25 protein-coding genes and 1 tRNA gene are annotated in these 22,316 nt (G+C 68.5%); 13 read left to right on the top strand and 13 right to left on the bottom strand.

Annotated elements, in window-relative coordinates:
• Positions 1–29: 29 nt before the first annotated feature.
• Complete coding sequence (locus AC1DCT_RS02175) at positions 30–725, bottom strand: GNAT family N-acetyltransferase (RefSeq protein ID WP_477427213.1); 696 nt, start codon at positions 723–725, stop codon at positions 30–32.
• 108 nt (positions 726–833) lie between these two features.
• On the opposite strand from AC1DCT_RS02175, the gene AC1DCT_RS02180 reads away from it, so the two are divergent.
• The 3 genes from AC1DCT_RS02180 to AC1DCT_RS02190 all read left to right on the top strand — a co-directional run bounded on the left by AC1DCT_RS02180 (position 834) and on the right by AC1DCT_RS02190 (position 3,296).
• Positions 834–1,439, top strand: a complete 606-nt coding sequence (locus AC1DCT_RS02180) for a helix-turn-helix domain-containing protein (protein WP_477427215.1) — start codon at positions 834–836, stop codon at positions 1,437–1,439.
• Complete coding sequence (locus AC1DCT_RS02185) at positions 1,432–2,373, top strand: EamA family transporter (protein WP_477427217.1); 942 nt, start codon at positions 1,432–1,434, stop codon at positions 2,371–2,373. The genes AC1DCT_RS02180 and AC1DCT_RS02185 overlap by 8 nt, the downstream gene beginning before the upstream one ends.
• Positions 2,374–2,459: 86 nt before the next feature.
• A complete protein-coding gene (locus AC1DCT_RS02190; protein WP_477427219.1) occupies positions 2,460–3,296 on the top strand; it encodes a hypothetical protein in 837 nt (278 codons plus the stop codon).
• Between the two features lie 87 nt (positions 3,297–3,383).
• Here AC1DCT_RS02190 and AC1DCT_RS02195 read toward each other — a convergent pair whose 3' ends face one another.
• The 4 genes from AC1DCT_RS02195 to AC1DCT_RS02210 all read right to left on the bottom strand — a co-directional run bounded on the left by AC1DCT_RS02195 (position 3,384) and on the right by AC1DCT_RS02210 (position 5,703).
• Entirely contained in the window at positions 3,384–3,587 is a 204-nt protein-coding gene (locus AC1DCT_RS02195; protein WP_440731741.1) for a cold-shock protein, read from the bottom strand.
• 376 nt (positions 3,588–3,963) lie between these two features.
• Complete coding sequence (locus tag AC1DCT_RS02200) at positions 3,964–4,323, bottom strand: MmcQ/YjbR family DNA-binding protein (protein ID WP_440731742.1); 360 nt, start codon at positions 4,321–4,323, stop codon at positions 3,964–3,966.
• Positions 4,324–4,354: 31 nt separating this feature from the next.
• A complete protein-coding gene (locus AC1DCT_RS02205; RefSeq protein WP_441975899.1) occupies positions 4,355–4,888 on the bottom strand; it encodes a GNAT family N-acetyltransferase in 534 nt (177 codons plus the stop codon).
• 71 nt (positions 4,889–4,959) lie between these two features.
• On the bottom strand, positions 4,960–5,703 hold the full coding sequence (locus AC1DCT_RS02210) for a formylglycine-generating enzyme family protein (protein ID WP_440731744.1): 744 nt from the start codon (positions 5,701–5,703) through the stop codon (positions 4,960–4,962).
• A gap of 41 nt (positions 5,704–5,744) precedes the next feature.
• Between AC1DCT_RS02210 and AC1DCT_RS02215 the strand changes: the two genes are divergently transcribed.
• The 9 genes from AC1DCT_RS02215 (at position 5,745) to AC1DCT_RS02255 (ending at position 12,592) form a co-directional block, all read left to right on the top strand.
• Positions 5,745–6,254, top strand: a complete 510-nt coding sequence (locus AC1DCT_RS02215; protein WP_477427222.1) for a DUF2127 domain-containing protein — start codon at positions 5,745–5,747, stop codon at positions 6,252–6,254.
• 10 nt (positions 6,255–6,264) lie between these two features.
• A complete protein-coding gene (locus AC1DCT_RS02220; RefSeq protein ID WP_477427224.1) occupies positions 6,265–6,828 on the top strand; it encodes a dihydrofolate reductase family protein in 564 nt (187 codons plus the stop codon).
• A gap of 63 nt (positions 6,829–6,891) precedes the next feature.
• On the top strand, positions 6,892–8,334 hold the full coding sequence (locus AC1DCT_RS02225; RefSeq protein ID WP_477229097.1) for an adenosylhomocysteinase: 1,443 nt from the start codon (positions 6,892–6,894) through the stop codon (positions 8,332–8,334).
• Positions 8,331–9,626, top strand: coding sequence for an amidohydrolase family protein (locus tag AC1DCT_RS02230; RefSeq protein WP_440731748.1), 1,296 nt, complete (start codon positions 8,331–8,333; stop codon positions 9,624–9,626). The genes AC1DCT_RS02225 and AC1DCT_RS02230 overlap by 4 nt, the downstream gene beginning before the upstream one ends.
• Before the next feature lie 11 nt (positions 9,627–9,637).
• Entirely contained in the window at positions 9,638–10,069 is a 432-nt protein-coding gene (locus AC1DCT_RS02235) for a cupin domain-containing protein (RefSeq protein WP_440731749.1), read from the top strand.
• A gap of 62 nt (positions 10,070–10,131) precedes the next feature.
• Positions 10,132–10,995 carry an ABC transporter substrate-binding protein gene (locus AC1DCT_RS02240; protein ID WP_477229094.1) on the top strand — a complete coding sequence of 288 codons (864 nt, stop codon included), beginning with the start codon at positions 10,132–10,134 and terminating at the stop codon, positions 10,993–10,995.
• Positions 10,992–11,354 (top strand): hypothetical protein, encoded by a 363-nt coding sequence (locus AC1DCT_RS02245; protein WP_477427226.1) that lies wholly within the window; start codon positions 10,992–10,994, stop codon positions 11,352–11,354. The genes AC1DCT_RS02240 and AC1DCT_RS02245 overlap by 4 nt, the downstream gene beginning before the upstream one ends.
• A 33-nt stretch (positions 11,355–11,387) precedes the next feature.
• Positions 11,388–11,858, top strand: a complete 471-nt coding sequence (locus AC1DCT_RS02250) for an ABC transporter permease subunit (protein WP_477427228.1) — start codon at positions 11,388–11,390, stop codon at positions 11,856–11,858.
• Complete coding sequence (locus AC1DCT_RS02255) at positions 11,855–12,592, top strand: amino acid ABC transporter ATP-binding protein (protein WP_477427230.1); 738 nt, start codon at positions 11,855–11,857, stop codon at positions 12,590–12,592. Before AC1DCT_RS02250 ends, AC1DCT_RS02255 begins: the two co-directional genes overlap by 4 nt.
• Before the next feature lie 34 nt (positions 12,593–12,626).
• On the opposite strand, the gene AC1DCT_RS02260 is transcribed toward AC1DCT_RS02255, so the two are convergent.
• The 4 genes from AC1DCT_RS02260 to polA all read right to left on the bottom strand — a co-directional run bounded on the left by AC1DCT_RS02260 (position 12,627) and on the right by polA (position 18,995).
• Positions 12,627–13,394, bottom strand: a complete 768-nt coding sequence (locus tag AC1DCT_RS02260; RefSeq protein ID WP_440731753.1) for an SGNH/GDSL hydrolase family protein — start codon at positions 13,392–13,394, stop codon at positions 12,627–12,629.
• 69 nt (positions 13,395–13,463) lie between these two features.
• Positions 13,464–14,498 (bottom strand): LLM class flavin-dependent oxidoreductase, encoded by a 1,035-nt coding sequence (locus tag AC1DCT_RS02265; RefSeq protein WP_477427232.1) that lies wholly within the window; start codon positions 14,496–14,498, stop codon positions 13,464–13,466.
• An 84-nt stretch (positions 14,499–14,582) separates the two neighbouring features.
• Positions 14,583–16,268, bottom strand: coding sequence for a DUF885 domain-containing protein (locus AC1DCT_RS02270; protein ID WP_477427234.1), 1,686 nt, complete (start codon positions 16,266–16,268; stop codon positions 14,583–14,585).
• Between the two features lie 93 nt (positions 16,269–16,361).
• Entirely contained in the window at positions 16,362–18,995 is a 2,634-nt protein-coding gene (polA, locus tag AC1DCT_RS02275; RefSeq protein WP_477427236.1) for a DNA polymerase I, read from the bottom strand.
• Between the two features lie 93 nt (positions 18,996–19,088).
• On the opposite strand from polA, the gene AC1DCT_RS02280 reads away from it, so the two are divergent.
• Positions 19,089–19,487 carry a hotdog fold thioesterase gene (locus AC1DCT_RS02280; RefSeq protein WP_440732429.1) on the top strand — a complete coding sequence of 133 codons (399 nt, stop codon included), beginning with the start codon at positions 19,089–19,091 and terminating at the stop codon, positions 19,485–19,487.
• Between the two features lie 4 nt (positions 19,488–19,491).
• Here the strand turns inward: AC1DCT_RS02280 and AC1DCT_RS02285 are convergent, their stop codons facing one another.
• From AC1DCT_RS02285 to pyk, 4 genes are all read right to left on the bottom strand, one after another.
• The gene (locus AC1DCT_RS02285) at positions 19,492–20,043 is read right to left on the bottom strand and encodes a GNAT family N-acetyltransferase (RefSeq protein WP_440731757.1); all 552 of its coding nucleotides are present in this window, start codon (positions 20,041–20,043) and stop codon (positions 19,492–19,494) included.
• A 4-nt stretch (positions 20,044–20,047) separates the two neighbouring features.
• Positions 20,048–20,665: an ANTAR domain-containing response regulator gene (locus AC1DCT_RS02290; protein ID WP_045252013.1), complete on the bottom strand. Its 618-nt coding sequence runs from the start codon at positions 20,663–20,665 to the stop codon at positions 20,048–20,050.
• 42 nt (positions 20,666–20,707) lie between these two features.
• Positions 20,708–20,793, bottom strand: a tRNA-Leu gene (locus AC1DCT_RS02295).
• Positions 20,794–20,865: 72 nt separating this feature from the next.
• Entirely contained in the window at positions 20,866–22,311 is a 1,446-nt protein-coding gene (gene pyk / locus AC1DCT_RS02300; protein ID WP_440731758.1) for a pyruvate kinase, read from the bottom strand.
• Positions 22,312–22,316: the final 5 nt, after the last annotated feature.

Consider the following 22,316-nt stretch of genomic DNA (forward strand, 5'->3'; position numbering starts at 1 on the left):
GCCCAGCGCGCTGAGCCTCCGTCCAGGCCTCACCCGCCACGACCCTCTGTTGCCTCAGGGGCGCCCAGGCGACTCCGGTCCGTCTCGTCCGCACTCGCCGCCGGCGGCTGGGCTTCGCGCCAGTACGTCTGGACTACGGCCCCCGTTGCCAGAATCACTTTCGACCTCGGGCGGTACCCCAGAACCTCGTATCTCCTGTCGTTGACGGGATTGGAAGACTCCAGAAAGGTCGGGATGCCGAGCGCGTCGTAACGCGACAGTGCTGCGCGAAGCAGACCCATGCCGTGCCCTCCCCCGCGCCACTCGGGTGCAACGCCGAGGAGCGTGAGGTACGCGTGCGGTTCATCGGGTCGGGCGGCTGCGAACCGCTCCCCTGCTTGAGCGAGCCGGTCCGCAGCGGCGGCGCCCAGAAGTTCGAGAGTCATGGCGTCATAGGCGTCATGGGATGCGTCGGAGACCTCATTCGCGCCGGGTGGCAACCAGACGGATACAGCCTTGAGGGCTGGTCCTGCGGCGACCGTGACCATCGAGTCCGGGAAGCGTAGCGCCTCGGTGCACATGAAGTGCCAGAACGCGTCGGCCACCGCGCGCCGCCGACCGGACTCGGGAAATGCAGGCCCCCACACCGGGTCATCCAGGAACGCGAGCGTGAGTATTCGCGCCATCTCGTCCACGTCGGCTGCGCGTGCAGCGCGCGCGTCCTGCCTGAAGTCGCCCTTGCCCATGCTCTCCTCGAATCCGTTCCCGTCTGCCGCGCTGGTCGCCATCGGAAGCAATGGCCGAGCGATGGCAACCCTAACGCTAGTGCCCTCGGCGTGCATTATGCTGCACTCATGGATTCTCAGCCAGACCCACTTGCGCAGGCCATCGGCGTGCGAGTCAAGCGCGAGCGCATCGCACGCGGATGGACACTCGACCAGTTGGCGGAGCGCTCCGGAGTGAGCCGACGCATGATCGTCAACGTCGAGCAGGGCGCCGCCAACCCGAGCCTGGAGACGCTTCTGCGGATCTCCGATGCTCTGGGTATGGGCTTGCCTGCGCTCGTCGAGCCGCCTGCGCCCAAGACCGCCAAGGTGACCCGTGCCGGCGAGGGGGCGACTCTATGGAGGGGCGAACAAGGCGGATTCGGAATGCTCATGGCCGGCACGGAACCACCGAACGTCGTCGAGCTGTGGGAGTGGGTTCTCGCCCCCGGGGACCGCCATGAGAGTGACGCTCACGCCAGTGGGACCCGCGAGATGCTGCTCGTGACCGAAGGCGCGGTCACCGTCTCCGTCGGCAGCGACGCCTACGACCTGGCGGTCGGCGACACGGTGTCGTTCTATGCGGACATCGAGCACACCTACGTCAACGCTCAGGAGAGTCAGGCTCGACTGGTCCTTTGCGCATATGAGCCGGGCGTCGGGATCGCACATGGAGCGGAGACCGACAATGACTGAGACCTTCACATCGCAAGCGCAGGGATCCGCGGGCCCAGGTCGTGGCCGCCTTTCTCGGATCCCGGCGTGGACCATGGCCGTGGTGGCGATGATCTCGGTCCAGCTCTCCAATGCGCTCTCCGTGCCGGTCATCGAGCAGGTCGGCCCGGCGGGCACAGCATGGTTGCGCATGTGCTTCGGGGCGGTGTTCCTCTGGATCATCGCGCGACCCGCGATCCGTTCGCTGCGCGGCAAGGACATTCCTGCTCTGCTCGCACTGGGCGTCGTGACCGGATTCATGACGACCTGCTTTCTCGCCGCGGTCGAACGCATGCCGCTGGGCACGACCGTGGCGATCGAGTTCCTCGGGCCGCTCACTGTCGCAGGCCTGATGAGCAAGCGACGCCGGGCGCTCGTGTGGCCGCTGCTCGCGTTCGTCGGCGTCGTACTGCTCACCGAGCCTTGGCGCGGGAACTTCGATGCCGTGGGCGTCGGCTTCGCCGCCGCCGCCGGAACATGCTGGGGGCTCTACAACGTGCTCACTCAGCATGTCGGGGATCGGTTCTCCGGCATCAGCGGGCTGTCGCTGACCATTCCCGTCGCAGCTCTGACGACGCTGCCGATGGGCCTGCCCCAGCTCATCGGCGGGACGTTCACCTGGTGGGTGCTGCCCGCCGCGGCAGGTATCGCGTTGATCACGCCGGTGATCGCATTCGGTCTCGAGATGATGGCGCTGCGACGGATGTCTCACACCGCGTTCGGCACGTTGCTCTCCATCGAGCCCGCGTTCGGCGTCGTCATCGGGTTGCTCGTGCTGGCCCAGGCACCCAGCCTGGTGCAGGTCGTCGGGATCGCGATCGTCGTCATCGCCGGCGCGGCGGCTCAGCGCAGCGGCTCTCGCACCGAGGAGCCCACGGTCACCGACGCTCCTCCGTCCGCCAGTGAGAGCAGATAGTCCGTTTGTCCGACGGCGCGACCGTGCGGGCATCCTGCCTGCCGACCCGCAGCGGCAGGGGGATCCCGATGCCCTACGCTGACGGGGTGATGGCTGCACCCCGACGGATCCCTGCCGGCGCCGAGCTGGAAATCCTCATGCGACTCTACGGATACCGCTTCACGCGCACCGGTGGCGTGGTCGGCGCCCAGGCATCGAACGAGGCGATCGATGTGACGGCGGCCGAGTCGTCCGGCTGGCCGGTCCGTGTCATCGAGCGGATCCGGCCGGTCGATATCGTCGAGCGCTCGATCGCCACCGCATCGGTGCTGGACGAGGCAGCCGTGCTCGGCGCCTTCGTCGCAGGCCTCGGCAGTGCCCCGCACGGACGCCAGATCCTGATCTCCTTCGCCTGGGCACGGCATCTCGCGTCTGCGCCTGCGGCCGAGAACGGGTTGCCCGATTGCGGTCTGGACGCGCGTTCGGAGGATGCCTACGAGCTGGATTCGACCGAGGTGCTGCTGCGTCTCGCGCTCGGCTGGGCCTGGAACGAGCAGCCGCATCGCTATCTCCCCGATCTCGAGACCGCGGTCGCGGCGGGCCTCCCCTCCCCCACGGTCGATGACAAGGAGCGGCTACGCGCTTTGCTCGAGGTGATCTCAGCCCAGCCCGACGGCAGTCGCGCAAGCGAACTCGAGAAGGCGGTCGCGCGCGCGAAAGTCGTATCGGGCACAGACAAGTACCAGCGATATGGCATCCTCATCGGCGTTGCCGAGTACGGATTGCTGCCAAGCACTCTCGACCCCAGCTGGGACAGGTTCGTGTCTCGCCGCGAGATCGCCGAGGCTTGGTCCGGCGGACCTCGATCGGACATCACGCCGCCCCTGTCCGGCTGGCGCGGCGGAATCGACGCGGGACGGGCGGCGCGGCTGCTTGCCTTATGAGGATCCCCATGCTGGCGGAACCTCGGCGCAACAAGAAGCGGGCGTCCCGGCACGTGAGTGCCGAGGACGCCCGCTTGCCGTGAAGTCTCAGAGAGCCTGGATGTTCGCAGCCTGCATGCCCTTGGGGCCGCGCTCGGAGTCGAACGAGACCTTCTGGTTCTCTTCGAGGTTGCGGTATCCGTTACCGGTGATTGCGCTGAAGTGCGCGAAGACGTCGGCGCTGCCGTCGTCGGGCGCGATGAATCCGAAGCCCTTTTCGGTGTTGAACCATTTGACGGTGCCAGTGGCCATGTCGTCATTCCTTCTTGTCTGGGACCCGTTGAATGGTCCGCGAATCCGCGACGAGGCCGTCGGGAAATCTGGGGTGGCGCGTTCCGGCGCCAGGGTTCGTCCGTGAACGGACGGGCTGAGAGGGGTCCACGCGAGTCCCGGGGCCGGTGTCGGCCACGAGTCGGATACGGGAACAGCAGGAGAGATCAGAGAACCAACCGGTCAGAATGCATCACAATGGCTGACGCAACCAGAGTCACTGAACTGAATACCCGCTCGATCGATGATCGAGCCCAGAAGCTGGTCCGGAGCAGGACTCCGGCAGAAACCACAACTTCAACAACCTGGGCAACAGCCTATCCCTTCCCACCTGGGTGAAGGCCCAGAGCGTCACCGATCATGCAGGTCCGTCAGGATGTGCCAGGTCGTAGGCACGAGACACCATCTTCGGTACGACCATGCGCCACGCGTCGACGACGAACTCGCGTGCCTCCCCCGGGTCGAGCGCCGCGAGTTCGGAACGCACCCAATGGAATCGCATGTCGGACGGCGACGGCAGCTGGAATTTCTCGGGTTGACCTCCGACGAGTCCTTCGCGCAGTTCTTTGGGGAAGCCGAACTCCATCGTCCGTTCGTCCGCCGAGAACGCGACATACACGAGCTGACCGACGCGGAACTTCAGCCGCCCTCGGACGTAGACCTCGTACGAGCGTTCCAAGGTGGATCCGAGTGCGCGTACATCCTCGATCGTCGCCATGCTCGACCTCCTTGCGTCGAGAATAGGCCGGTCAGGGAGTGGGATCCCGCACGGTGAGCAGTGAACGACCGTGTGTGCCTTCCTTCGTCACCGTGCCGGTCTCGACGAACCCGAGCTTCTCCAGCGCGCGCCGTGACGCGAGGTTCCAGTCCCACACGCTCGCCCAGAGGCGCGCATGCCCGGACTCGCCGGCCCAGGCGATCACCGCGCGACCGGCTTCTGTGGCGTACCCGTGGTTGTGCACCTCGCGGAGGAGCTCGAAGGCCAGTTCCGGCTGGTTCGCATCGCCCGTGCCGTCGAACACCACACCGCAGTATCCGATCGCCTCACCGGTCGCGCGGAGCACCACGGTGAGCAGACCGGGAGCCTCCTGACCGCTCCCCCGACGGATGTCCTTCGCGATATCGGCGACAGTCGGTCGCCCCTCCGCATCGAGTCGACGGTGGGGAGGAACGCGCTCATCGCGCTCGGTCCACAGCTGATGGAACACGAGGGCGTCTGCTTCCTGCTGCGGTCGCAGGATCAGGCGCTCGGTCGTCAGCGTCGGACGCGTGCTCTCGGCCATGATGCCATCCTCGCATCGGTGTGCACGGTCGGGGGCGGTGGCGCCTTTCGATGGAACACGCTCGGCGGGCGTCAGCGCCGGGGCGTCCAGCCCGACGGCAGCGGACCGGCGAGAAGCGCTCTCTCCTCGTCCGCGTTGAGCGACCAGCCCTGGGCGGCGTCGACGCCGTCGAACCCGCCGCGGGCGAGGCGGAAGCCCAGGTCGTCCTGCGTGGTGCGGGGATCTCCCCCGCGACGTACCGATGCGCGCACGCTCCAGGCGTCATCGGCGAAACCGCCCCCGCGGAACACGCGGTACTCGCCGTAGCGCGCCGGATCCAGCAGATCCCAGCACCACTCCCAGACGTTGCCGAGGGTGTCGAAGAGCCCGTTCAGGTTCGGCATCCGCTCCCCCACACGTTGCGCGTGGCGCAGGCCATCAGCGGCGGTCCAGGCGATCTCCGGGAGCGGTCCGTAGTGCGGCGTGGTCGACCCGGCGCGGCACGCGTATTCCCACTCCGCCTCGGTCGGCAGGCGGTAACCGTCGGCTGTGACATCCCAGTGCACCTCCGTGCCATCGAAGCGATAGGCCGGATCCAGCCCCTCCCACTCCGAAGCGGCGTTGCAGAAGCGGATCGCGCGCTGCCAGGAGACGTCGACGGCAGGGCGATCAGGGTGCTCGGCCGCGATTCCGAGCAGCTCCGAGACCTGCTCCTCGGTCACCGCGAATGCGCCGATCTCGAATGGTTCCAGGTCCACTCTCCAGCGGCGCTTGGTCCGTGCATCGTGCAAGACGACGGAACCAGCCGGCAGGGCGCGCATCTCGATGTCACTCATCTCAGGGCAGTCTAGGAGCGGCCGAACGTACGATCGGGTCCATGACGGCCGCCGCTTCCCACCGCGCTCTGGATCGGGTCTTCGCGGTGAGCATCGTTCTCAAGGGACTGGACGGCGCGGCCGAGCTGATCGGCGGTCTTGCGTTGCTCTTCCTCTCACCCGCCCGACTGCGCGAGTGGCTCGGCGATGTGGTCGCCTTCGTCCTCGTCGGACACGAGCACTCCCCTGTCTTCCACTGGGCGATACACCTCAGAGACTCGTGGGGCACTAGGACGACGCTCTTCGCGGCCGCGTACTTGCTGCTGCACGGCGTCATCAAGGTGGTGCTCGTCTGGGCGTTGCTGAAACAGCAGTTGTGGGCGTATCCGTGGATGCTCGCGGCGCTCGCGGTCTTCATCGCGTTGCAGTGCTACGAACTGATCGTCCACTTCAGCTGGTGGATGCTCGCGCTCACCCTCTTCGACGTGTTCATCGTCTTCCTCACCGCGCGCGAGTGGCAACTGCACCTGAAGCGCCGCGCTGCGGGCGCCGATGTCGGAGCCGTCCCGTAGCGTCTCCGACATGACACGCGCGATCTTCTACACCGCCTCGACGCTGAACGGATTCCTCGCAGATCCCGACGACTCGCTGGACTGGCTCCTCACGATCCCGCAGGAGCAGGCCACGGGCGACATCGCGGCGTTCACCGAAAGTGTCGGCGTTCTCGTCGAGGGGGCGTCGACATACGAGTGGGTGCGCGACCACGAGGACCTCCTCCGCCACCCTGAGCGCTGGCAGCAGTTCTACGGCGATCGTCCGACATTCGTCTTCACACGGCGATCGCCGGAGCCCGTGCCGGGCGCCGACATCCGATTCGTGCAGGGAGAGGTCGCCGAGCACTGGCCCGACATCGTCGAGGCAGCCGGTGGCAGGGATGTGTGGATCGTGGGCGGCGGAGACCTGGTGGGCCAGTTCGCGGACGCAGGCCTGCTCGATGAGATCGTCGTCACCTTCGCTCCCGTGACTCTCGCGGCGGGCAAGCCGCTGCTCCCCCGGGACCTCGATCACACCAAGCTCGTGCTCACCAGTGTTCGCCAGGCTGGGCCGTTCGCCGAGCTCACCTATCGGCTGACCGGACGCTCCTGAGCGCCCTGATGGTGCACCGTCGCCCGGCGTCGGCGGACTGTGCGGAACCTCTACGCTGAACACGTGCCCGAAGCCCTCCTGACCGCCGAGCGACTCGTGCGACGGTTCGCCCGCGACACCAACCTGCTGGTGGCAGGCCGAACCTTCGACGTCATCGGCGAAGGCGATGTTCCCGACGAACTCCGCACGCTTCTCGTTCGCCTCGGAGCTCGCGTGGGCGATGGCGCCGTCGCGTTCGTCCCGGGGGAAGAGGCCGAGATCCTGCTCGACGGGGCCCCGTTCCCTCCGCGAGAGGGCGCCGATGACCGGATCGACTTCGCGGGCGACCACATGCCCGTGTCGCGCGACATCGCCGCGAGGCTGAGGGACACAGGTGCGGTGCGCGGCGTTCGCATCGGCATCGCGATGGTCCTCGAGCCGAAGACGGCGCAGCTCGCCCTGCTCCTGCGCGACGCCGGGGCCGAAGTCGCGGTCTACGCCCACCCGGATGAGATCGACGTCGACGTGGCCGCCGCTCTGCCCGCTCGAGGTATTCCGGTCGACGGGGATCCTGCGCTGTCCGGCGTCGCAGAGCGTGAAGCCGCCGTCGCGTTCCTCCGCCGGGGCCACGAGCTGCTGCTTGATGACGGTTCGCACTTGATCCGGCTCGCGCATGAGGCCGATGTCCTGGCCGACCTCAGAGGCGCGGCTGAGGAGACGACGAGCGGGTTGACTCCCCTGCGCCGGATGGCGGCCGAAGGCGCGCTGCGGATCCCCGTGATCGCCGTCAACGACGCGCCCATGAAGACAGCCTTCGACAACCGCTACGGCACCGGTCAATCCTGTGTGTTCGCGATCGCCGACGTTCTGGACGTGGCAGGTATCGGAATTCGGGACCAGCCTGCGGTCGTGGTCGGCTACGGCCCCGTCGGTGAGGGCGTCGCGGCGCATCTGCGCGCACTCGGCGCCGCGGTCGGCGTGACGGAGACGGATCCGGTGCGCGCCCTGCGCGCCGCGCACGACGGCTATGCGATCGGTCTTCTGAGCGACCTCGCGCCGAACGCCCTTGTCGTCTCGGCCACAGGTGCGCCGCACACGATCGATGCCGAGACCCTCCGCGCGGCCCGCGTCGTGGCCGTGGCCGGCGGCGTGCCCGAGGAGGTGGATCTCGACCCCACGAGCCTGCAGCCGGTCTCGCACGCGGGAGCCGTGCTCCCGCACCTGGAGCAGGTCGGCGACGGCGCCCTGCTCGTGGCTCGAGGAGGCTGCGTCAACCTTGCCGCGGCGGAGGGCAACCCGATCGAGATCATGGACCTGTCGTTCGCGGTGCAGCTGTCTGCTGTCGAGCAGCTGCTCGCCTCGCCGCTGCCGGCGGGAGTGCACCCGTTCCCCGGCGACGCCGACGAGCTCGTCGCCCGTGCTGCTCTCGCGGCGCGCGGCGAGGCCGTCGACGTCCGCAGCACGGCGCAGCAGCGCGCGCAGCAGGACTGGCGCTCCCCTCGCTACCGCCGGGAGGACGTTGCATGAACGACGTCACCCTCTACTCCGCGGGCCAGGTGTTGCCGATCACGGCACCGCCGATCACCGACGGCGCGGTGGCCGTGCAGAACGGCAGGATCCTGCACGTGGGTGAACGCGCCTGGGTGCGGAGATCCCTCTCGGATCGGGGTCTCACGCCCTCAGAAGTGCACTGGCCCGGCGTACTGATACCTGGGCTGGTCAACGCGCACACCCACCTGCAGTACACCGGGATGGCGGAGGTAGGTCGAGGCCGGTATCGCGGATTCGAGGACTGGGCGACGGCGTTCGACCCCGTGTACGAGCAGGGACGGGACTGGGCCGCGGATGCGGCGGACGGCGCGTCGCGCCTGATCCGCAGCGGGACGACTGCCGCCGCCGATGTCGTGACCGACCGCACCGCGGCATCCGCACTGCACGATGCGGGGTTGCACGGCATCACCTACTGGGAGGTGATGAGCTGGACCAATGCGGAGTGGGCCCGCACCGGACGCCGTCAGGTGGAGGAGTCGCTCGACGCACTGCCCACTCCCCCCGGCACCGGGCTGTCGCCGCACGCCCCCTACTCGCTCGATATCGAACCGCTCCTGGAGATCCCTGACATCGTCCGCGAGCGCGGCGGACGCATACACATCCACCTCGGTGAGGCGGCGTTCGAGAGCGAGTTCGCGCACGATCAGGCGCACGCCTGGCATACAGCGGGCCTGGCGAGCTTCCAGGAGCTGCGCGACGCCGGCTTCGGCACGAGCGCGACCGAGTTCGTGGACCAGCTCGGGGTACTCGGACCCGACTGCCATATCGCTCACGGCGTCTACATGAGCGCGCGCGATCGGGCGATCCTGCGCGAACGGCACACGAGCGTCGCGCTGTGCCCCCGCTCGAACGCCGTCATCGGGTTGGAGGAGCCGCCGATCGCCGCATACCTGCGCGAGGGCAACCCGATCGCGGTGGGGACCGACTCGCTCTCGTCCAGCCCCTCGCTGGACCTGCTCGCGGACGTCGCCGAGCTCGCACGCATCGCCCGGTCGCAGGGGTACACCGACCGTGACCTGCACGCGCGGCTCCTGAACGCCGCGACCCTGGGCGGCGCGCACGCCATGGGGATCGACGTCGGCCCGGACCGCACCGGCTACCTCGCCGTGGGCGCGCTCGCAGACCTGGCGTTCTTCGACGTCGCACCGGGGGCGGACGCGGTCGTCGAGCTCGTGGAGTCCGGCGCGGGGCGATCCGCTGCCACCGTCATCGCCGGCGAGGTCCGACACGCGACCGCCGCCTTCGAAACACCCCTGACCGCCCTGTAACGGAGCCACCCATGACTGCGCCTGTTCCCGCGACCGCGATCCGCCTCGATCTCGAACCGCACCCCGAAGGAGGCTGGTTCCGCCGCACCTGGACGAGCGCCATTCCGGTCGAGACCGTCGGCGGCACGCGCCCCGCGGCCACCTGCATCCACTATCTCCTCACGCCGGAGGAATCCAGCGCGTGGCACGTCGTCTCCAGCGACGAACTCTGGCTCTGGCACGGCCCCGGCCGCCTCGAGCTGAGTCTCGGCGGATCCGGAGCCGCTCCGGGAGAAGCCGAGAAGATCGTGCTGGGCCCCGGCGATGCCGCGCAGGCGCTGGTCCCCGCCGGAGTCTGGCAGGCCGCACGCCCCCTCGACGACAGCGAGGTGCTGGTCTCCTGTTTCGTTTCGCCCGGTTTCGACTTCGCCGACTGGCGTCTCGCCGATTCCTCTACGGTATGAACGGGGCACCTGCGCCCGCAGCCATACCCGTCCGCCCCCGCCCCCGCACCTCAGGAGTCCCCGTGTCCCTCGCACCCGCTCTGCGCCGCACCGCGCTCACGGCGACGGTCGTCGCCGCCGCCCTCGTCCTTGCCGCCTGCAGCGGCCCCGCCTCGTCGTCCACGCCGTCCGCTGGTGCGGACGCCACCGGCGCCGCCCTGCAGACCGTCACCGCGGGCAAGCTCACGATCGCCACGGGCGACCCCGACTACGAGCCCTGGTTCATCGACAACGACCCCGCCAACGGCAAGGGCTTCGAGGGTGCTGTCGCCCACGCCGTCGCCACCGAGCTCGGGTTCTCCGACAAGCAGATCGTCTGGACGCGCACCGGCTTCGACGCCGCGATCGCTCCCGGCCCCAAGGACTGGGATCTCAACATCCAGCAGTTCTCGATCTCCGAGGACCGCAAGAAGGCCGTCGACTTCTCGTCGTCGTACTACACGACCACTCAGGCGGTCGTCGCCGCGAAGGGCACCCCCGCCGCCACGGCCACGAGCATCGCCGACCTCAAGAAGGCCAAGGTCGGCGTCGCCACCGGCACGACGAGCTACACCGTCGCGAAGGCGCAGCTCGGCACCGGCGACCTCAGCGTCTTCAACTCGGTCGACGATGTCGTCCAGGCTCTCAAGGGCGGCCAGATCGACGCGATGATCACCGATCTGCCCGGGGCGTTCTACGTGACCGGGGCACAGCTCGAGAACGCCAGCGTGATCGGCCAGTTCGCCGATGACAAGGGCGGAGACCAGTTCGCCTTCGTGCTCCCGAAGAATTCCGCGCTGACTCCGGCCGTCACCAAAGCCGTGGACGCCCTGCAGAAGAACGGCACCATCGCCGAGCTGCAGAAGAAGTGGCTCAGCGAGGCCGTGAACGTCCCCGTCCTGAAGTGACCTCTCCCCTCGCCGACGCGGCGTGGCAGCCGAGCCCCCTCGAGCTGTCGCGTCGCGCACAGCGCCGCCGTGCGACGACGCTTTCCGTTCTGCTCGCGCTGCTGAGCAGCCTGGTGGTGGCTGGCGTCCTCGTCATCGTCATCGCCAACACCCCGGGATGGAAGGTCGTGCGTGAGACCTTCTTCGATCCGAAGGTGGCGGTCGCGAGCGTGGGCCCGATCTTCCAGGGCCTGCTGCTCAACATCCTCGTGCTCGTGATCGCGGCGGTCTGCGTAGCGCTGCTGGGCACGCTGCTCGCCGTCCTGCGCTCCCTTCGCGGTCCGGTGTTCTTCCCGCTGCGTCTTCTCGCGGCCGCGTAAACGGACTTCTTCCGCGGCGTCCCGCTGCTGATCGTGTTGTATCTGGTGGGCTTCGGGATCCCGGCGCTCATGATCTTCCCCCGGATGCCCGCGATGTTCTGGGGCACGATCGCCCTCGTGATCAGTTATTCGGCGTACGTCTCCGAAGTGCTCCGCGCCGGCATGGAGGCCGTGCACCCGTCGCAGCGGGTCGCCGCCCGGTCGCTGGGTCTCACGCATGGGCAGACCCTGCGGATCGTCGTGATCCCACAGGGCGTGCGCAAGGTCGTCCCCGCGCTCATGAACGACTTCGTCTCGATGCAGAAGGACGTGGGACTCATCTCAGTCCTCGGCGCCATCGACGCGGTCCGTGCGGCTCAGCTGCAGGTCGCCGAGACGTTCAACTTCACGCCGTACATCGTCGCCGGACTCTTCTTCGTGATCCTGAGCTGGCCGATGATCCGTCTCACGGACGTCGTCACCGCGCGTCTCAACAAGCGCGAGCAGGCCGGAGGGATCGTATGACCGCCCCCGTGATCGAAGCGATCGGAGTGCGCAAGCGCTTCGGCGACCATGATGTGCTGCGCGGGATCGACCTGGCCGTCGATGCGCATGAGGTCGTCGTGCTCATCGGCGCGTCCGGATCCGGAAAGTCCACGCTCCTCCGCACGATGAACCTCATCGAGCGCGTCGATGACGGGCAGATCCTGCTCTCGGGAACCGACATCACGGATCCGCGGATCGATGCGGACGCGATTCGCGCACGGATCGGGGTCGTGTTCCAGCACTTCAACCTGTTCCCGCATCTCACCGTGCTCGACAACGTCACGCTCGCGGCACGCCGTGTGCACCGCATGCCGAAGGCGGAGGCGAGCCGGCGTGGTAGGGAGCTGCTGACCGCGCTCGGCCTCGGTGACAAGGCGGATGCCTACCCCGACCGTCTCTCCGGCGGGCAGCAGCAGCGTGTGGCGATCGTGCGTGCCATCCTGATCGATCCGGAACTGCTGCTCCTCGACGAGATCACGAGCGCGCTCGACCCGCAGCTGGTCGGCGAGGTGCTCGATCTCGTCCGGGAGCTCAAGGGGCGCGGTACCACGATCCTCATGGCCACGCACGAGATGTCCTTCGCGCGCGACGTCGCCGATCGGGTCGTCTTCCTCAAGGACGGCGTGCTCGTGGAGCAGGGACCGCCCCAGCAGATCTTCGACGCACCGCAGCACCCTGCGACAGCCGAGTTCCTCGCCCGCGTCTCGCACTGACCGCACGGGGGCTGAGCAGTATCGCGCGACCTGCTCAGCCCGCGGAAGACGGTCTGATCTCGGTCCAGTCGGCGAACTTCGGCCGGCGGCCGTCGCCGGAAGACCGGCGCGTCACACGGCGCTTGATCCAGGGCCCGACGTGCCGCCGGTAGTACGCGGCGGTGCTCAGGGGCTCCTCCTCCGGCACGTCGCGGGCCTGCCACCACTCTTCGGGGGCACCGACGCCGACGGCATCCAGCACCCTCGCGGCCACGCGGTGATGTCCGTTGGCGTTCATGTGGAGGCGATCCTCGGCCCAGTACTCGGGTCGGCTGAGTTGGCGGTCCGGCCAGTTCAGCGCCTGGAGCACGTCGGGGCGATCCTGGATCCGGCGGAGCACAGCGGCGGACAGCTCGTCGCCGCGGCGCTGGATCAGTGATGACAACGGGAGTTGTCCCGAGGGGTTCGCTCCGGAGAGCACGATGAGGGTGGCGCCGGCCTCGTCGCAACGCCGGAGCACCCGCGTGAACGCATCGGCGATGTGCTCGATGTCGGCCTTGGGGCGCAGCATGTCGTTGCCGCCGGCGTTGAAGGACAAGTGGGTCGGCTTCAGGGCCAAGGCCGGTTCCAGCTGCTCCTCGACCACCGGCCATGCGAGGCGTCCGCGGATCGCCAGGTTCGCATAGGCGATCGGCTCGCCGAGCGCATCCGCCCAGCCCAGCGCGGCGAGATCGGCCCACCCGCGGACCGTGCCGTCGGGAAGCTCGTCACCGACGCCCTCACTGAAGGAGTCGCCGATGGCGACGAAACGAACAGCACTCATTCGTTCAGCCTACGACGACGGGGCCGGGCAGACGCACGACCGTCCGGCCCCGTCAGCGACCGACGTGGGTCAGTCCTCTGCGAGCAGCTTCCGCACCCGCGGGATCACCTCGGTGCCGTAGAGCTCGATGCTGCGCATGAGCGCCTCGTGCGAGGTCGTACCTGTCGCGTACTTGAGATCGAACCGGCCGAGACCGAGAGTGCGCACCGTGTCGGCGATCTTGGCGGCGACCCGCTCCGGCGAACCGGCGTAGACGGCGCCTTCCGGACCCACCTCGTTCTGGAACTGGGCTCGGCTGTACCCGGTGCCCCAGCCCCGCTCGGCGCCGATCGTGTTGCGCATCGTCTCGAAGCCCGGGTACGCGGTGGACCAGGCCTCGTCGTCGGTGTCGGCGATGTGCCCCGGTGAGTGCACCGCGATGGGGAGCGCCTTGTTCCCGAACGCGTCGACGGAGCGGTGGTACAGGTCGATGAACGGGCGGAACCGCGCCGCCGGTCCACCGATGATCGCGAGCATGAGCCCGAGGCTGTGTCGCGCGACGCGCACGACCGACTCCGGCGATCCCCCGACGCCCACCCAGGTGCGCATGCCTGCGGCGGTCTTCGGGAAGACGTCGGCGTTCTCGAGCGGGGGCCGGACGGTTCCCTGCCAGTTCACGGGCTCCTCCTTGAGAAGCTCGACGAACAGTTCGAGCTTCTCCTCGAAGAGCCGGTCGTAGTCGCGCAGATCGAAGCCGAACAGCGGGAAGGATTCGGTGAAGGAGCCGCGTCCCAGCACCACCTCGGCGCGACCGCCGGAGAGCGCGTCGAGCGTGGCGAAGCGCTCGTAGACGCGCACGGGATCGTCCGAGCTCAGCACGGTAACGGCCGTGCCCAGGCGCAGCCGCTCGGTGCGGGAAGCGATCGCGGCCAGCACCATCTCCGGGCTCGACACGGCGAAGTCCTTGCGGTGGTGCTCCCCCACGCCGAAGAAGTCGACTCCGACGCGGTCCGCGAGGGCGGCTTGCTCGACGATGTTGCGGATGGTCTGCGCGCCGCTGAGGGTGTTCCCCGCCGCGTCGACCGTGATGTCGCCGAACGTGTCCAGCCCGAACTCGATGTCCATACCCGATCCTCTTTCTATTCAGCTGAATGAACCGGGAAGGGGCCGCGGACATTCCCGCGACCTCTCGGGCCGGAGCGAGCGCGCTCAGTCGACCTGGAACACGCTCCGCAGCGTGTCGAGCCCGACCCCTCCCATGTCGAGGGCGCGCTTGTGGAACGCCTTGATGTCGAAGGCATCGCCCTCGCGCTCCTTGACCGCGTCGCGGACCTGCTCCCAGATGCGCTGGCCGACCTTGTACGACGGCGCCTGCCCCGGCCAGCCGAGGTAGCGGTTCACCTCGAACTGTCGGAACTCGTCGGACATGTTCACGTTGCGGCGCATCATGTCGAGTGCGTAGTCGTGATCCCAGACACCCTCGCCGTCGAGGCGCGGCTTGCCGAGATGCACGCCGATGTCGAGCACCACGCGCAGCGCGCGCATGCGCTGCCCGTCCAGCATGCCAAGTTGGTCGGCGGGATCGTCGAGGTAGCCGAGCTGCTCCATGAGGCGCTCGGCGTAGAGCGCCCAGCCCTCCGCGTGACCGGAGGTGCCGGCGAGCACGCGACGCCAGGTGTTCAGCTCCGCCCGGTTGTACGTGGCCTGGGCGATCTGCAGGTGGTGCCCGGGAACGCCCTCGTGGTAGACGGTGGTGAGCTCGCGCCAGGTGTCGAACTCCGTGACGCCCTCCGGCACCGACCACCACATGCGCCCGGGACGGGAGAAGTCATCGGTCGGGCCGGTGTAGTAGATCCCGCCCTCCTGCGTCGGCGCGATCATGCATTCCAGTTCGCGGATCTGCTCCGGGATGTCGAAATGCGAGGCGCCGAGCTCGGCGATCGCCCGATCGCTGGTCTCCTGCATCCATCGCTGCAGGGCGTCGGTGCCGACGAGCTTGCGCGCAGAGTCGGCCTCGAGGTGGGCCACGGCCTCCTCGACGGTGGATCCGGGCAGGATCTCGTTCGCGATGGCGGTCTGCTCGGCGACCATGCGCGCGAGCTCTTCGCGGCCCCATTCGTAGGTCTCGTCGATGTCGATCGTCGCCCCGAGGAACCGGCGAGAAGCCAGGGCGTACAGCTCGCGTCCCACCGCGTCCTGTTCGCCGGCGACGGGAGCGAGTTCAGCGCTGAGGAACGTGCGCAGGCCGTCGTAGGCGACGCGGGCGGCGGCGGAGCGGTCGGCGAGGTCGCGGGCGAGGCTCGCGGGCAGCTGCCCTTCGTCGGTCGAGGCCTCGGCGACGAACGCGGCGAAGAAGCCGTCGTCGGCCGTGTACCGCGCGATCTGCGTGGCGACCTCGACGACCTGTCGCCGGGCCGGGACGACACCCTTCGCGATGCCCTCGCGCAGAGTCTCGACATATCCGTCCAGCGCGGCGGGAATCGCGCCGAGACGCTCGGCGATGACGCTCCAGTCATCGGCCGTCGCCGTCGGCATGAGGTCGAAAGCCTGGCGCACATCCTGTGCGGCGGAGGCGATGACGTTCAGGTCACGCAGATGCCACTGCGCATCGTGCTGCTCCAGCGTCAGCCCGAGCTCGGCGGAGAGATCCGTCTTGGTGACCCGGTCGATCTCGTCGACGGGCTCCGCCGCCTCGAGCTCTGCGAGTACGCGGCGGGTCTGGGCGATGGCGTGCTCGTGGCCCGCCGGGCTGAAGTCGTCGAGGCGGCCGTTCACCTCGTTGCGGCCGATGTAGGTGCCGAGGATCGGCGAGAGCTCAGTCAGGGTGTCGACCCAGCCCTCCGCGATGTGATCGATGGTGGACGGCCTGCGCGTCGTGGGCTGCTCTGCGGTCATCCCTTGAGCCTATCCACGGAACGGGCTCCGCTCCACGGAACGACGCGGCTGAGGGCGCGCATCGTGGAGCGGTTCCCGTTCCGCGGCGTTGCGTCAGTGCGCGGCCTCGTTCCAGTCGCCGCCGCGACCGACCTGCACGTCCAGCGGCACAGACAGGTCCGCGGCGCCGGCCATGCGCTCGCGCACGATGCGCTCGGTGGCATCCCATTCCCCGGGCGCCACCTCGACCACGAGTTCGTCGTGGATTTGCAGCAGCACCCGGGAGGCGAGGCCGGCCTCGAGCAGGTCGGCGTGGATGCGGAACAGCGCGACCTTCATGATGTCGGCCGCACTGCCCTGGATCGGAGCGTTGAGCGCCGCCCGCTCGGCGTTCTCACGGAGCACGCGGTTCGGGCTGACGAGGTCCGGGAACGGTCGGCGTCGCCCGAAGATCGTCTCGGTGTAGCCGACCTCCTTCGCGGCGATCACCGAGGCGCGCAGGTAGTCGCGCACGGCGCCGAAGCGGGCGAAGTACTCCATCATGAGCTGCTTCGCCTCGGACTGCTCGATGCGCAGCTGCTTGGACAGGCCGAAGGCGCTGAGACCGTAGACCAGGCCGTAGGACATGGCCTTGACCTTGGTGCGCATGGCCGGCGTGACCTCCTCGGGCTCCACGCCGAACACGCGCGCACCCACGAAGCGGTGCAGGTCCTCCCCCGAGTTGAACGCCTCGATGAGGCCTTCGTCGCCGGAGAGGTGCGCCATGATGCGCATCTCGATCTGCGAGTAGTCCGCCGTCAGCAGCGTCTCGTAGCCCTCGCCGACCTGGAACGCGCTGCGAATGCGCCGCGACTCCTCGGTGCGCACCGGGATGTTCTGCAGGTTCGGGTCGGTGCTGCTGAGCCGGCCCGTCTGGCTGCCCGTCTGCACATACGTCGTGTGCACGCGGTGGTCGGCGCGGATGGCCGTGTCGAGCGACTCGATGATCTGCCGGAGCTTCGTGGCCTCACGGTGCTGCAGCAGCAGGTCGAGGAACGGATGCGGGTTGCTCTCCTGCAGGTCTGCGAGCACGGCCGCGTCGGTGGAGTACCCGGTCTTGGTCTTGCGGGTCTTCGGCAGCTCGAGCTGCTCGAAGAGGACCTCCTGCAACTGCTTGGGCGAGCCGAGGTTCACCTCGCGCTCGATGATCGCGAAGGATTCCTCCGCGATGCGGCTCGCGCGCTCCCCCAGCTCCTGCGAGAAGCCGGAGAGGATCTCGTGCGAGACGGCGACGCCCGCGAGCTCCATGTCGGCGAGAGTGATGAGGGTGGGCAGCTCGATCTCGCGGAGCACCCGGTCGACGCTCTCCGGAACGTCCGTGCGCAGGGCGGTGGCGACGCGGGCCGTGAACCAGGCGAGCTGGGCGGGCGAGGCTCCCTCCGTCTCCGGCACGAGCTGGCTCGGATCCGCCTCCGGCAGCTTCTCACCCAGGTAGCGGTCGACGAGGTCGGCGAGCGTCTTGTCGGGATAGCTCGGGCGGAGCAGCCATCCCGCGAGGTTCGTGTCGTAGGCCAGCCCGCCCAGGCGCACGCCTGCGCTGTGCAGTGCCTTCACCTGCGGCTTCGCGTCGTGGAAGATCTTCGGCGCGTCGGACGCGAGCCAATCGGCGAGAGCGGCCTGCACCTGCGGCGACCACGAGAGCTCGACGAGGTCGTCGCCGTGTGCGAGCCCCACGCGCCGTGGCAGTCCGCCGGCGGCGGTCACCTCGACCGCGACGTCGCCGGTGGCTGTGGCGAGCCACGCCGCGACCCCTTCGACGGAGAGCTCCGTGGCAGCCGGTACGGCGACGGTGGCAGCGGTCTCCTCGGCGGGCGCATCCTCGCCGACCGCCTCGAACACCCGCGGCAGCAGCGTGCGGAACTCCAGGCGGGCGAAGATGTCGCGCACGGCCTGCGCGTCGATCGGACGCGTCTCGAGGTCTGAGGGGCCGACGGGGAGCTCGACGTCCTGCAGCAGCCGGTTCAGCTTGCGGTTGCGGCGCACGTCCTCGATGTGCTCGCGGAGGTTTCCGCCCACGACGCCCTTGATCTCGTCGGCGCGATCGAGCAGCTCATCGAGCGATCCGAACTGCGTGAGCCATTTCACGGCGGTCTTCTCGCCCACCTTCGGCACGCCGGGCAGGTTGTCGCTCGTCTCACCCACGAGAGCGGCGATGTCGGGGTACTGCTCGGGGCGCACGCCGTAGCGCTCCTGCACGGTGATCGGGTCGTAGCGCTTGAGCTGCGACACGCCCTGCACGTTCGGGTAGAGCAGCGTGACCTCGTCGTTCACGAGCTGGATCGTGTCGCGGTCCCCGGAGACGACGAGCACGTCGAAGCCCTGCGAGGATCCCTGCGCGGCGAGCGTGGCGAGGATGTCATCGGCTTCGATGCCCTCCTTCGTCAGGACCGGGATCGACATCGCCGCGAGGCAGTCCTGCAGCAGCGGGATCTGCCCGCGGAACTCCGAAGGGGTCTCCGAGCGGGTCGCCTTGTACTCCGGGTATACGTCGGTGCGGAACGAGTGCCGCGACGTGTCGAAGGCGATCGCCATGTGCGTCGGCCGCTCCGCCTTGATGAGGTTCACCAGCATCGACAGGAAGCCGTAGATGGCGTTCGTGTGCTGGTTGTCCTTTGTGGTGAAGTTCTCCACCGGAAGGGCGAAGAACGCCCGGTATGCGAGCGAATGGCCGTCGACGACCATGAGGGTAGGCTTTGCGGAGTCCGTCACGACTCCAGCCTAACGAGCCCTGCGGACATCGAATCGAGGAGGATCCGCGTGAGCGACCCTGTGGACACGACCGCTGCACCGACCGGCTCCGGGATGGACTGGGCGGTCGAACGCGGCATGGGCGCCCTGGCGGAGAAGATGGGTCTGAGCTGGGTCGAGTTCTCGGTGGACCGCTGCGTGGCCACGATGCCGGTCGAAGGAAACACGCAGCCGGTCGGGCTCATGCACGGCGGCGCCTATGTCGTGCTCGGCGAGTCTCTGGGCTCGATGGCGGCGAACCTGCATGCCGGCCCCGGGCGACTCGCGGTGGGCGTCGACATCAACGCGACCCACACGCGCTCGGCCACCAGCGGCGTCGTCACGGGCGTGTGCACCCCGGTGCACCTGGGCCGCAGCATCACCGTGCACGAGATCGCCGTGAGCGACGATCAGGGCCGGCGCTGCTCCACGATCCGGATCACGAACATGATCAAGGACCTTCCCGGCGCCTGACCGCTCAGGACCCGCTGTCCGGAGCATCCTCCAGGATCCGCTGGAACAGCAGGTGGTCCTGCCACTCCCCCGCGATGCGCAGGTAGCGCGCAGCGTGACCGATCTCGGTGAAGCCGATGGCCCGCAGCACGCGCTGCGACGCCTCGTTGTGCACGAGCGTCGCCGCCTGGACCCGGTGCAGTCCGAGGTCGTCACGTGCGAGCGCGCAGACGGCGGAGACCGCGGCGCGCATGACCCCGCGGCCCGTCAGGTCCTTGTCGATCCAGTAGCCGAGGTGCGCACTCCAGAACGCCCCGCGCACGATGTCGCTGAGGTTCACCCGTCCCACGATGCGGTGGTCGGCGTCCTCCAGCACGTAGGCGGCAGTACGCCCTTCGTGCACACCGCGCAGAGACTCTCGGACGAACTCGTCCTGGCGCGCGGTGGTGAAGAACTCCGCTGTGCGGAGCGGCTCCCACGGCGCGAGGTGAGCGCGGTTACGGGTGTACGCCGCGGCGAGCTCGGCGCCGTCTCCGGGAAGAAGCGGGCGGAGCAGGATCCCGTCGCCGAGATCCACGCCCTTACTTCTTGGGGGCGAGCTGCTCGATGATCGCCTTCGCCACGTCCTGCATGGTGAGGCGGCGATCCATCGATGCCTTCTGGATCCAGCGGAACGCCTCGGGCTCGCTGAGGCCCATCTTCTCGTTCAGCAGGCCCTTGGCCCGGTCGACGAGCTTGCGGGTCTCGAAGCGCTCGACCATGTCCGCGACCTCGGCCTCGAGCGTGATGATCTGCTCGTGGCGGGCCAGGGCGATCTCGATGGCCGGGAGAAGGTCGTTCGGCGTGAACGGCTTGACGACGTAGGCCAGGGCACCAGCCTCGCTCGCGCGCTCGACGAGCTCCTTCTGACTGAACGCGGTGAGCAGCACGACGGGCGCGATGTTGCCCTTGTGCAGCTTCTCCGCGGCGCTGATGCCGTCGAGCTGGGGCATCTTCACGTCCATGATGACGAGGTCGGGACGCAGCTCCGTGGCCAACTGCACCGCGGTCTCTCCGTCTCCGGCTTCGCCGACGACATCGAAGCCGTTGTCGCGGAGGATCTCGACGATGTCGAGGCGGATCAGCGACTCGTCCTCGGCGACGACAACGCGTCGCGGAGCGGACGAGGCGGGCTGCTCAGGCTGCTGCTCTTCAGTCACGGATCCATCCTACTGGACAGCAGTTTCGGATCTTGTGAACCATGGTGCCGGCGGTGGGACTCGAACCCACACACCCTTCCGGATAGAGCATTTTGAGTGCTCCGCGTCTGCCATTCCGCCACGCCGGCCCGGATCGACTGTAGCGCACCTGCGGATGCCACGAGGGCCGGCCCCATGGGGCCGGCCCTCGTGTGCGCGTCCTACTTGGCCTGATAGGCCGGAGCGGCGCCGTGAACGGTGTCGCCGACACGGTGGATGCGCAGGTCGTTCGTCGATCCGACGATCCCGGGAGGGGAGCCGGAGATGACCACGACCTTGTCGCCCACTTCGGCGAGGCCCGACCCGAGCAGATGCTCGTCGACCTGGTGGAACATCATGTCGGTGTGCGGCACGAAGTTCACCAGGCTCGTGCTGACGCCCCAGGTGACGGCCATACGGCGGCGGATCGCCGGATCCGGCGTGTACGCGAGCATGGGGATGCGCGAACGGAGTCGCGACAGGCGCCGCGCCGAATCGCCCGACTGCGTGAACACGCAGAGGAACTTGGCCTCGACGAATTCGGCGACCTCGAGAGCCGCGAGCGTGATCGCGCCGCCCTGGGTGCGCGGCTTGGTGGTCAGCGGGGCGATCCGCTCCAGGCCGTGGTCCTCGGTGGACTCGATGATCCGAGCCATCGTCTCCACGACGATGACGGGATAGTCGCCCACGCTGGTCTCGCCAGAGAGCATGACGGCGTCGGCGCCGTCGAGGACGGCGTTCGCGACATCGGAGGTCTCGGCGCGGGTCGGCACCGGGCTGGAGATCATCGACTCGAGCATCTGGGTTGCGACGATGACGGGCTTCGCCATGCGGCGGGCGAGCTCGACCGCCTGCTTCTGCACGATCGGGACCGCCTCCAGCGGCAGCTCGACGCCCAGGTCGCCGCGGGCGACCATGATGCCGTCGAACGCGTCGACGATGCTCTCGAGGTTGTCGACGGCCTGCGGCTTCTCGATCTTCGCGATGACCGGGACCTTCACGCCCTCTTCGGCCATGATCTCGTGCACGCGGGTGACGTCGGACGCGTCACGGACGAACGACAGCGCGATGAGATCGGCGCCGATGCGCAGACCCCAGCGCAGGTCGTCCTCGTCCTTCTCGCTCAGCGCGGGGACGCTGACCGCGACGCCGGGCAGGTTGATGCCCTTGTTGTTGGACACGGCGCCGGCGACCACGACACGCGTGGTGACGACGGTGCCGTCGGTCTCGATGACCTCGACACGGACCTTGCCGTCGTCGATGAGGAGGAAGTCGCCGGGCTTGACGTCCTGCGGAAGACCCTTGAAGGTCGTTCCGCAGATGTCCTTGTTGCCCAGGATGTCCTCGGTCGTGATCTTGAAGATGTCGCCGACCGCGAGCTCGTAGGGGCCGGCCTCGAACTTGCCGAGGCGGATCTTCGGGCCCTGCAGGTCGACGAGGACGGCGACGGCGCGACCGGAGTCCTCCGCCGCGCGGCGGACGTTCGCGTAGTTGTTCTCGTGCACGGAGTAGTCCCCGTGGCTGAGGTTCAGCCGGGCGACATCGACCCCCGCATCGATGAGGGCCCGCACCGTTTCATACGTCGAGGTTGCGGGGCCGAGTGTGGCCACGATTTTGGCACGTCTCAATGCGT

The organism is Microbacterium sp. 10L49 (genome assembly GCF_056395125.1).

What these genes read in the sequence shown, in the direction of transcription:
- AC1DCT_RS02200 (WP_440731742.1), bottom strand. Translation starts at nt 4,323, where the DNA reads ATGGCGACGATCGAGGATGTACGCGCACTCGGATCCACCTTGGAACGC.
- AC1DCT_RS02215 (WP_477427222.1), top strand. Translation starts at nt 5,745, where the DNA reads ATGACGGCCGCCGCTTCCCACCGCGCTCTGGATCGGGTCTTCGCGGTG.
- AC1DCT_RS02235 (WP_440731749.1), top strand. Translation starts at nt 9,638, where the DNA reads ATGACTGCGCCTGTTCCCGCGACCGCGATCCGCCTCGATCTCGAACCG.
- AC1DCT_RS02255 (WP_477427230.1), top strand. Translation starts at nt 11,855, where the DNA reads ATGACCGCCCCCGTGATCGAAGCGATCGGAGTGCGCAAGCGCTTCGGC.
- AC1DCT_RS02175 (WP_477427213.1), bottom strand. Translation starts at nt 725, where the DNA reads ATGGGCAAGGGCGACTTCAGGCAGGACGCGCGCGCTGCACGCGCAGCC.
- AC1DCT_RS02220 (WP_477427224.1), top strand. Translation starts at nt 6,265, where the DNA reads ATGACACGCGCGATCTTCTACACCGCCTCGACGCTGAACGGATTCCTC.
- AC1DCT_RS02205 (WP_441975899.1), bottom strand. Translation starts at nt 4,888, where the DNA reads ATGGCCGAGAGCACGCGTCCGACGCTGACGACCGAGCGCCTGATCCTG.
- AC1DCT_RS02260 (WP_440731753.1), bottom strand. Translation starts at nt 13,394, where the DNA reads ATGAGTGCTGTTCGTTTCGTCGCCATCGGCGACTCCTTCAGTGAGGGC.
- AC1DCT_RS02210 (WP_440731744.1), bottom strand. Translation starts at nt 5,703, where the DNA reads ATGAGTGACATCGAGATGCGCGCCCTGCCGGCTGGTTCCGTCGTCTTG.
- AC1DCT_RS02265 (WP_477427232.1), bottom strand. Translation starts at nt 14,498, where the DNA reads ATGGACATCGAGTTCGGGCTGGACACGTTCGGCGACATCACGGTCGAC.
- AC1DCT_RS02230 (WP_440731748.1), top strand. Translation starts at nt 8,331, where the DNA reads ATGAACGACGTCACCCTCTACTCCGCGGGCCAGGTGTTGCCGATCACG.
- AC1DCT_RS02180 (WP_477427215.1), top strand. Translation starts at nt 834, where the DNA reads ATGGATTCTCAGCCAGACCCACTTGCGCAGGCCATCGGCGTGCGAGTC.
- AC1DCT_RS02185 (WP_477427217.1), top strand. Translation starts at nt 1,432, where the DNA reads ATGACTGAGACCTTCACATCGCAAGCGCAGGGATCCGCGGGCCCAGGT.
- AC1DCT_RS02195 (WP_440731741.1), bottom strand. Translation starts at nt 3,587, where the DNA reads ATGGCCACTGGCACCGTCAAATGGTTCAACACCGAAAAGGGCTTCGGA.
- AC1DCT_RS02270 (WP_477427234.1), bottom strand. Translation starts at nt 16,268, where the DNA reads ATGACCGCAGAGCAGCCCACGACGCGCAGGCCGTCCACCATCGATCAC.
- AC1DCT_RS02280 (WP_440732429.1), top strand. Translation starts at nt 19,089, where the DNA reads ATGGACTGGGCGGTCGAACGCGGCATGGGCGCCCTGGCGGAGAAGATG.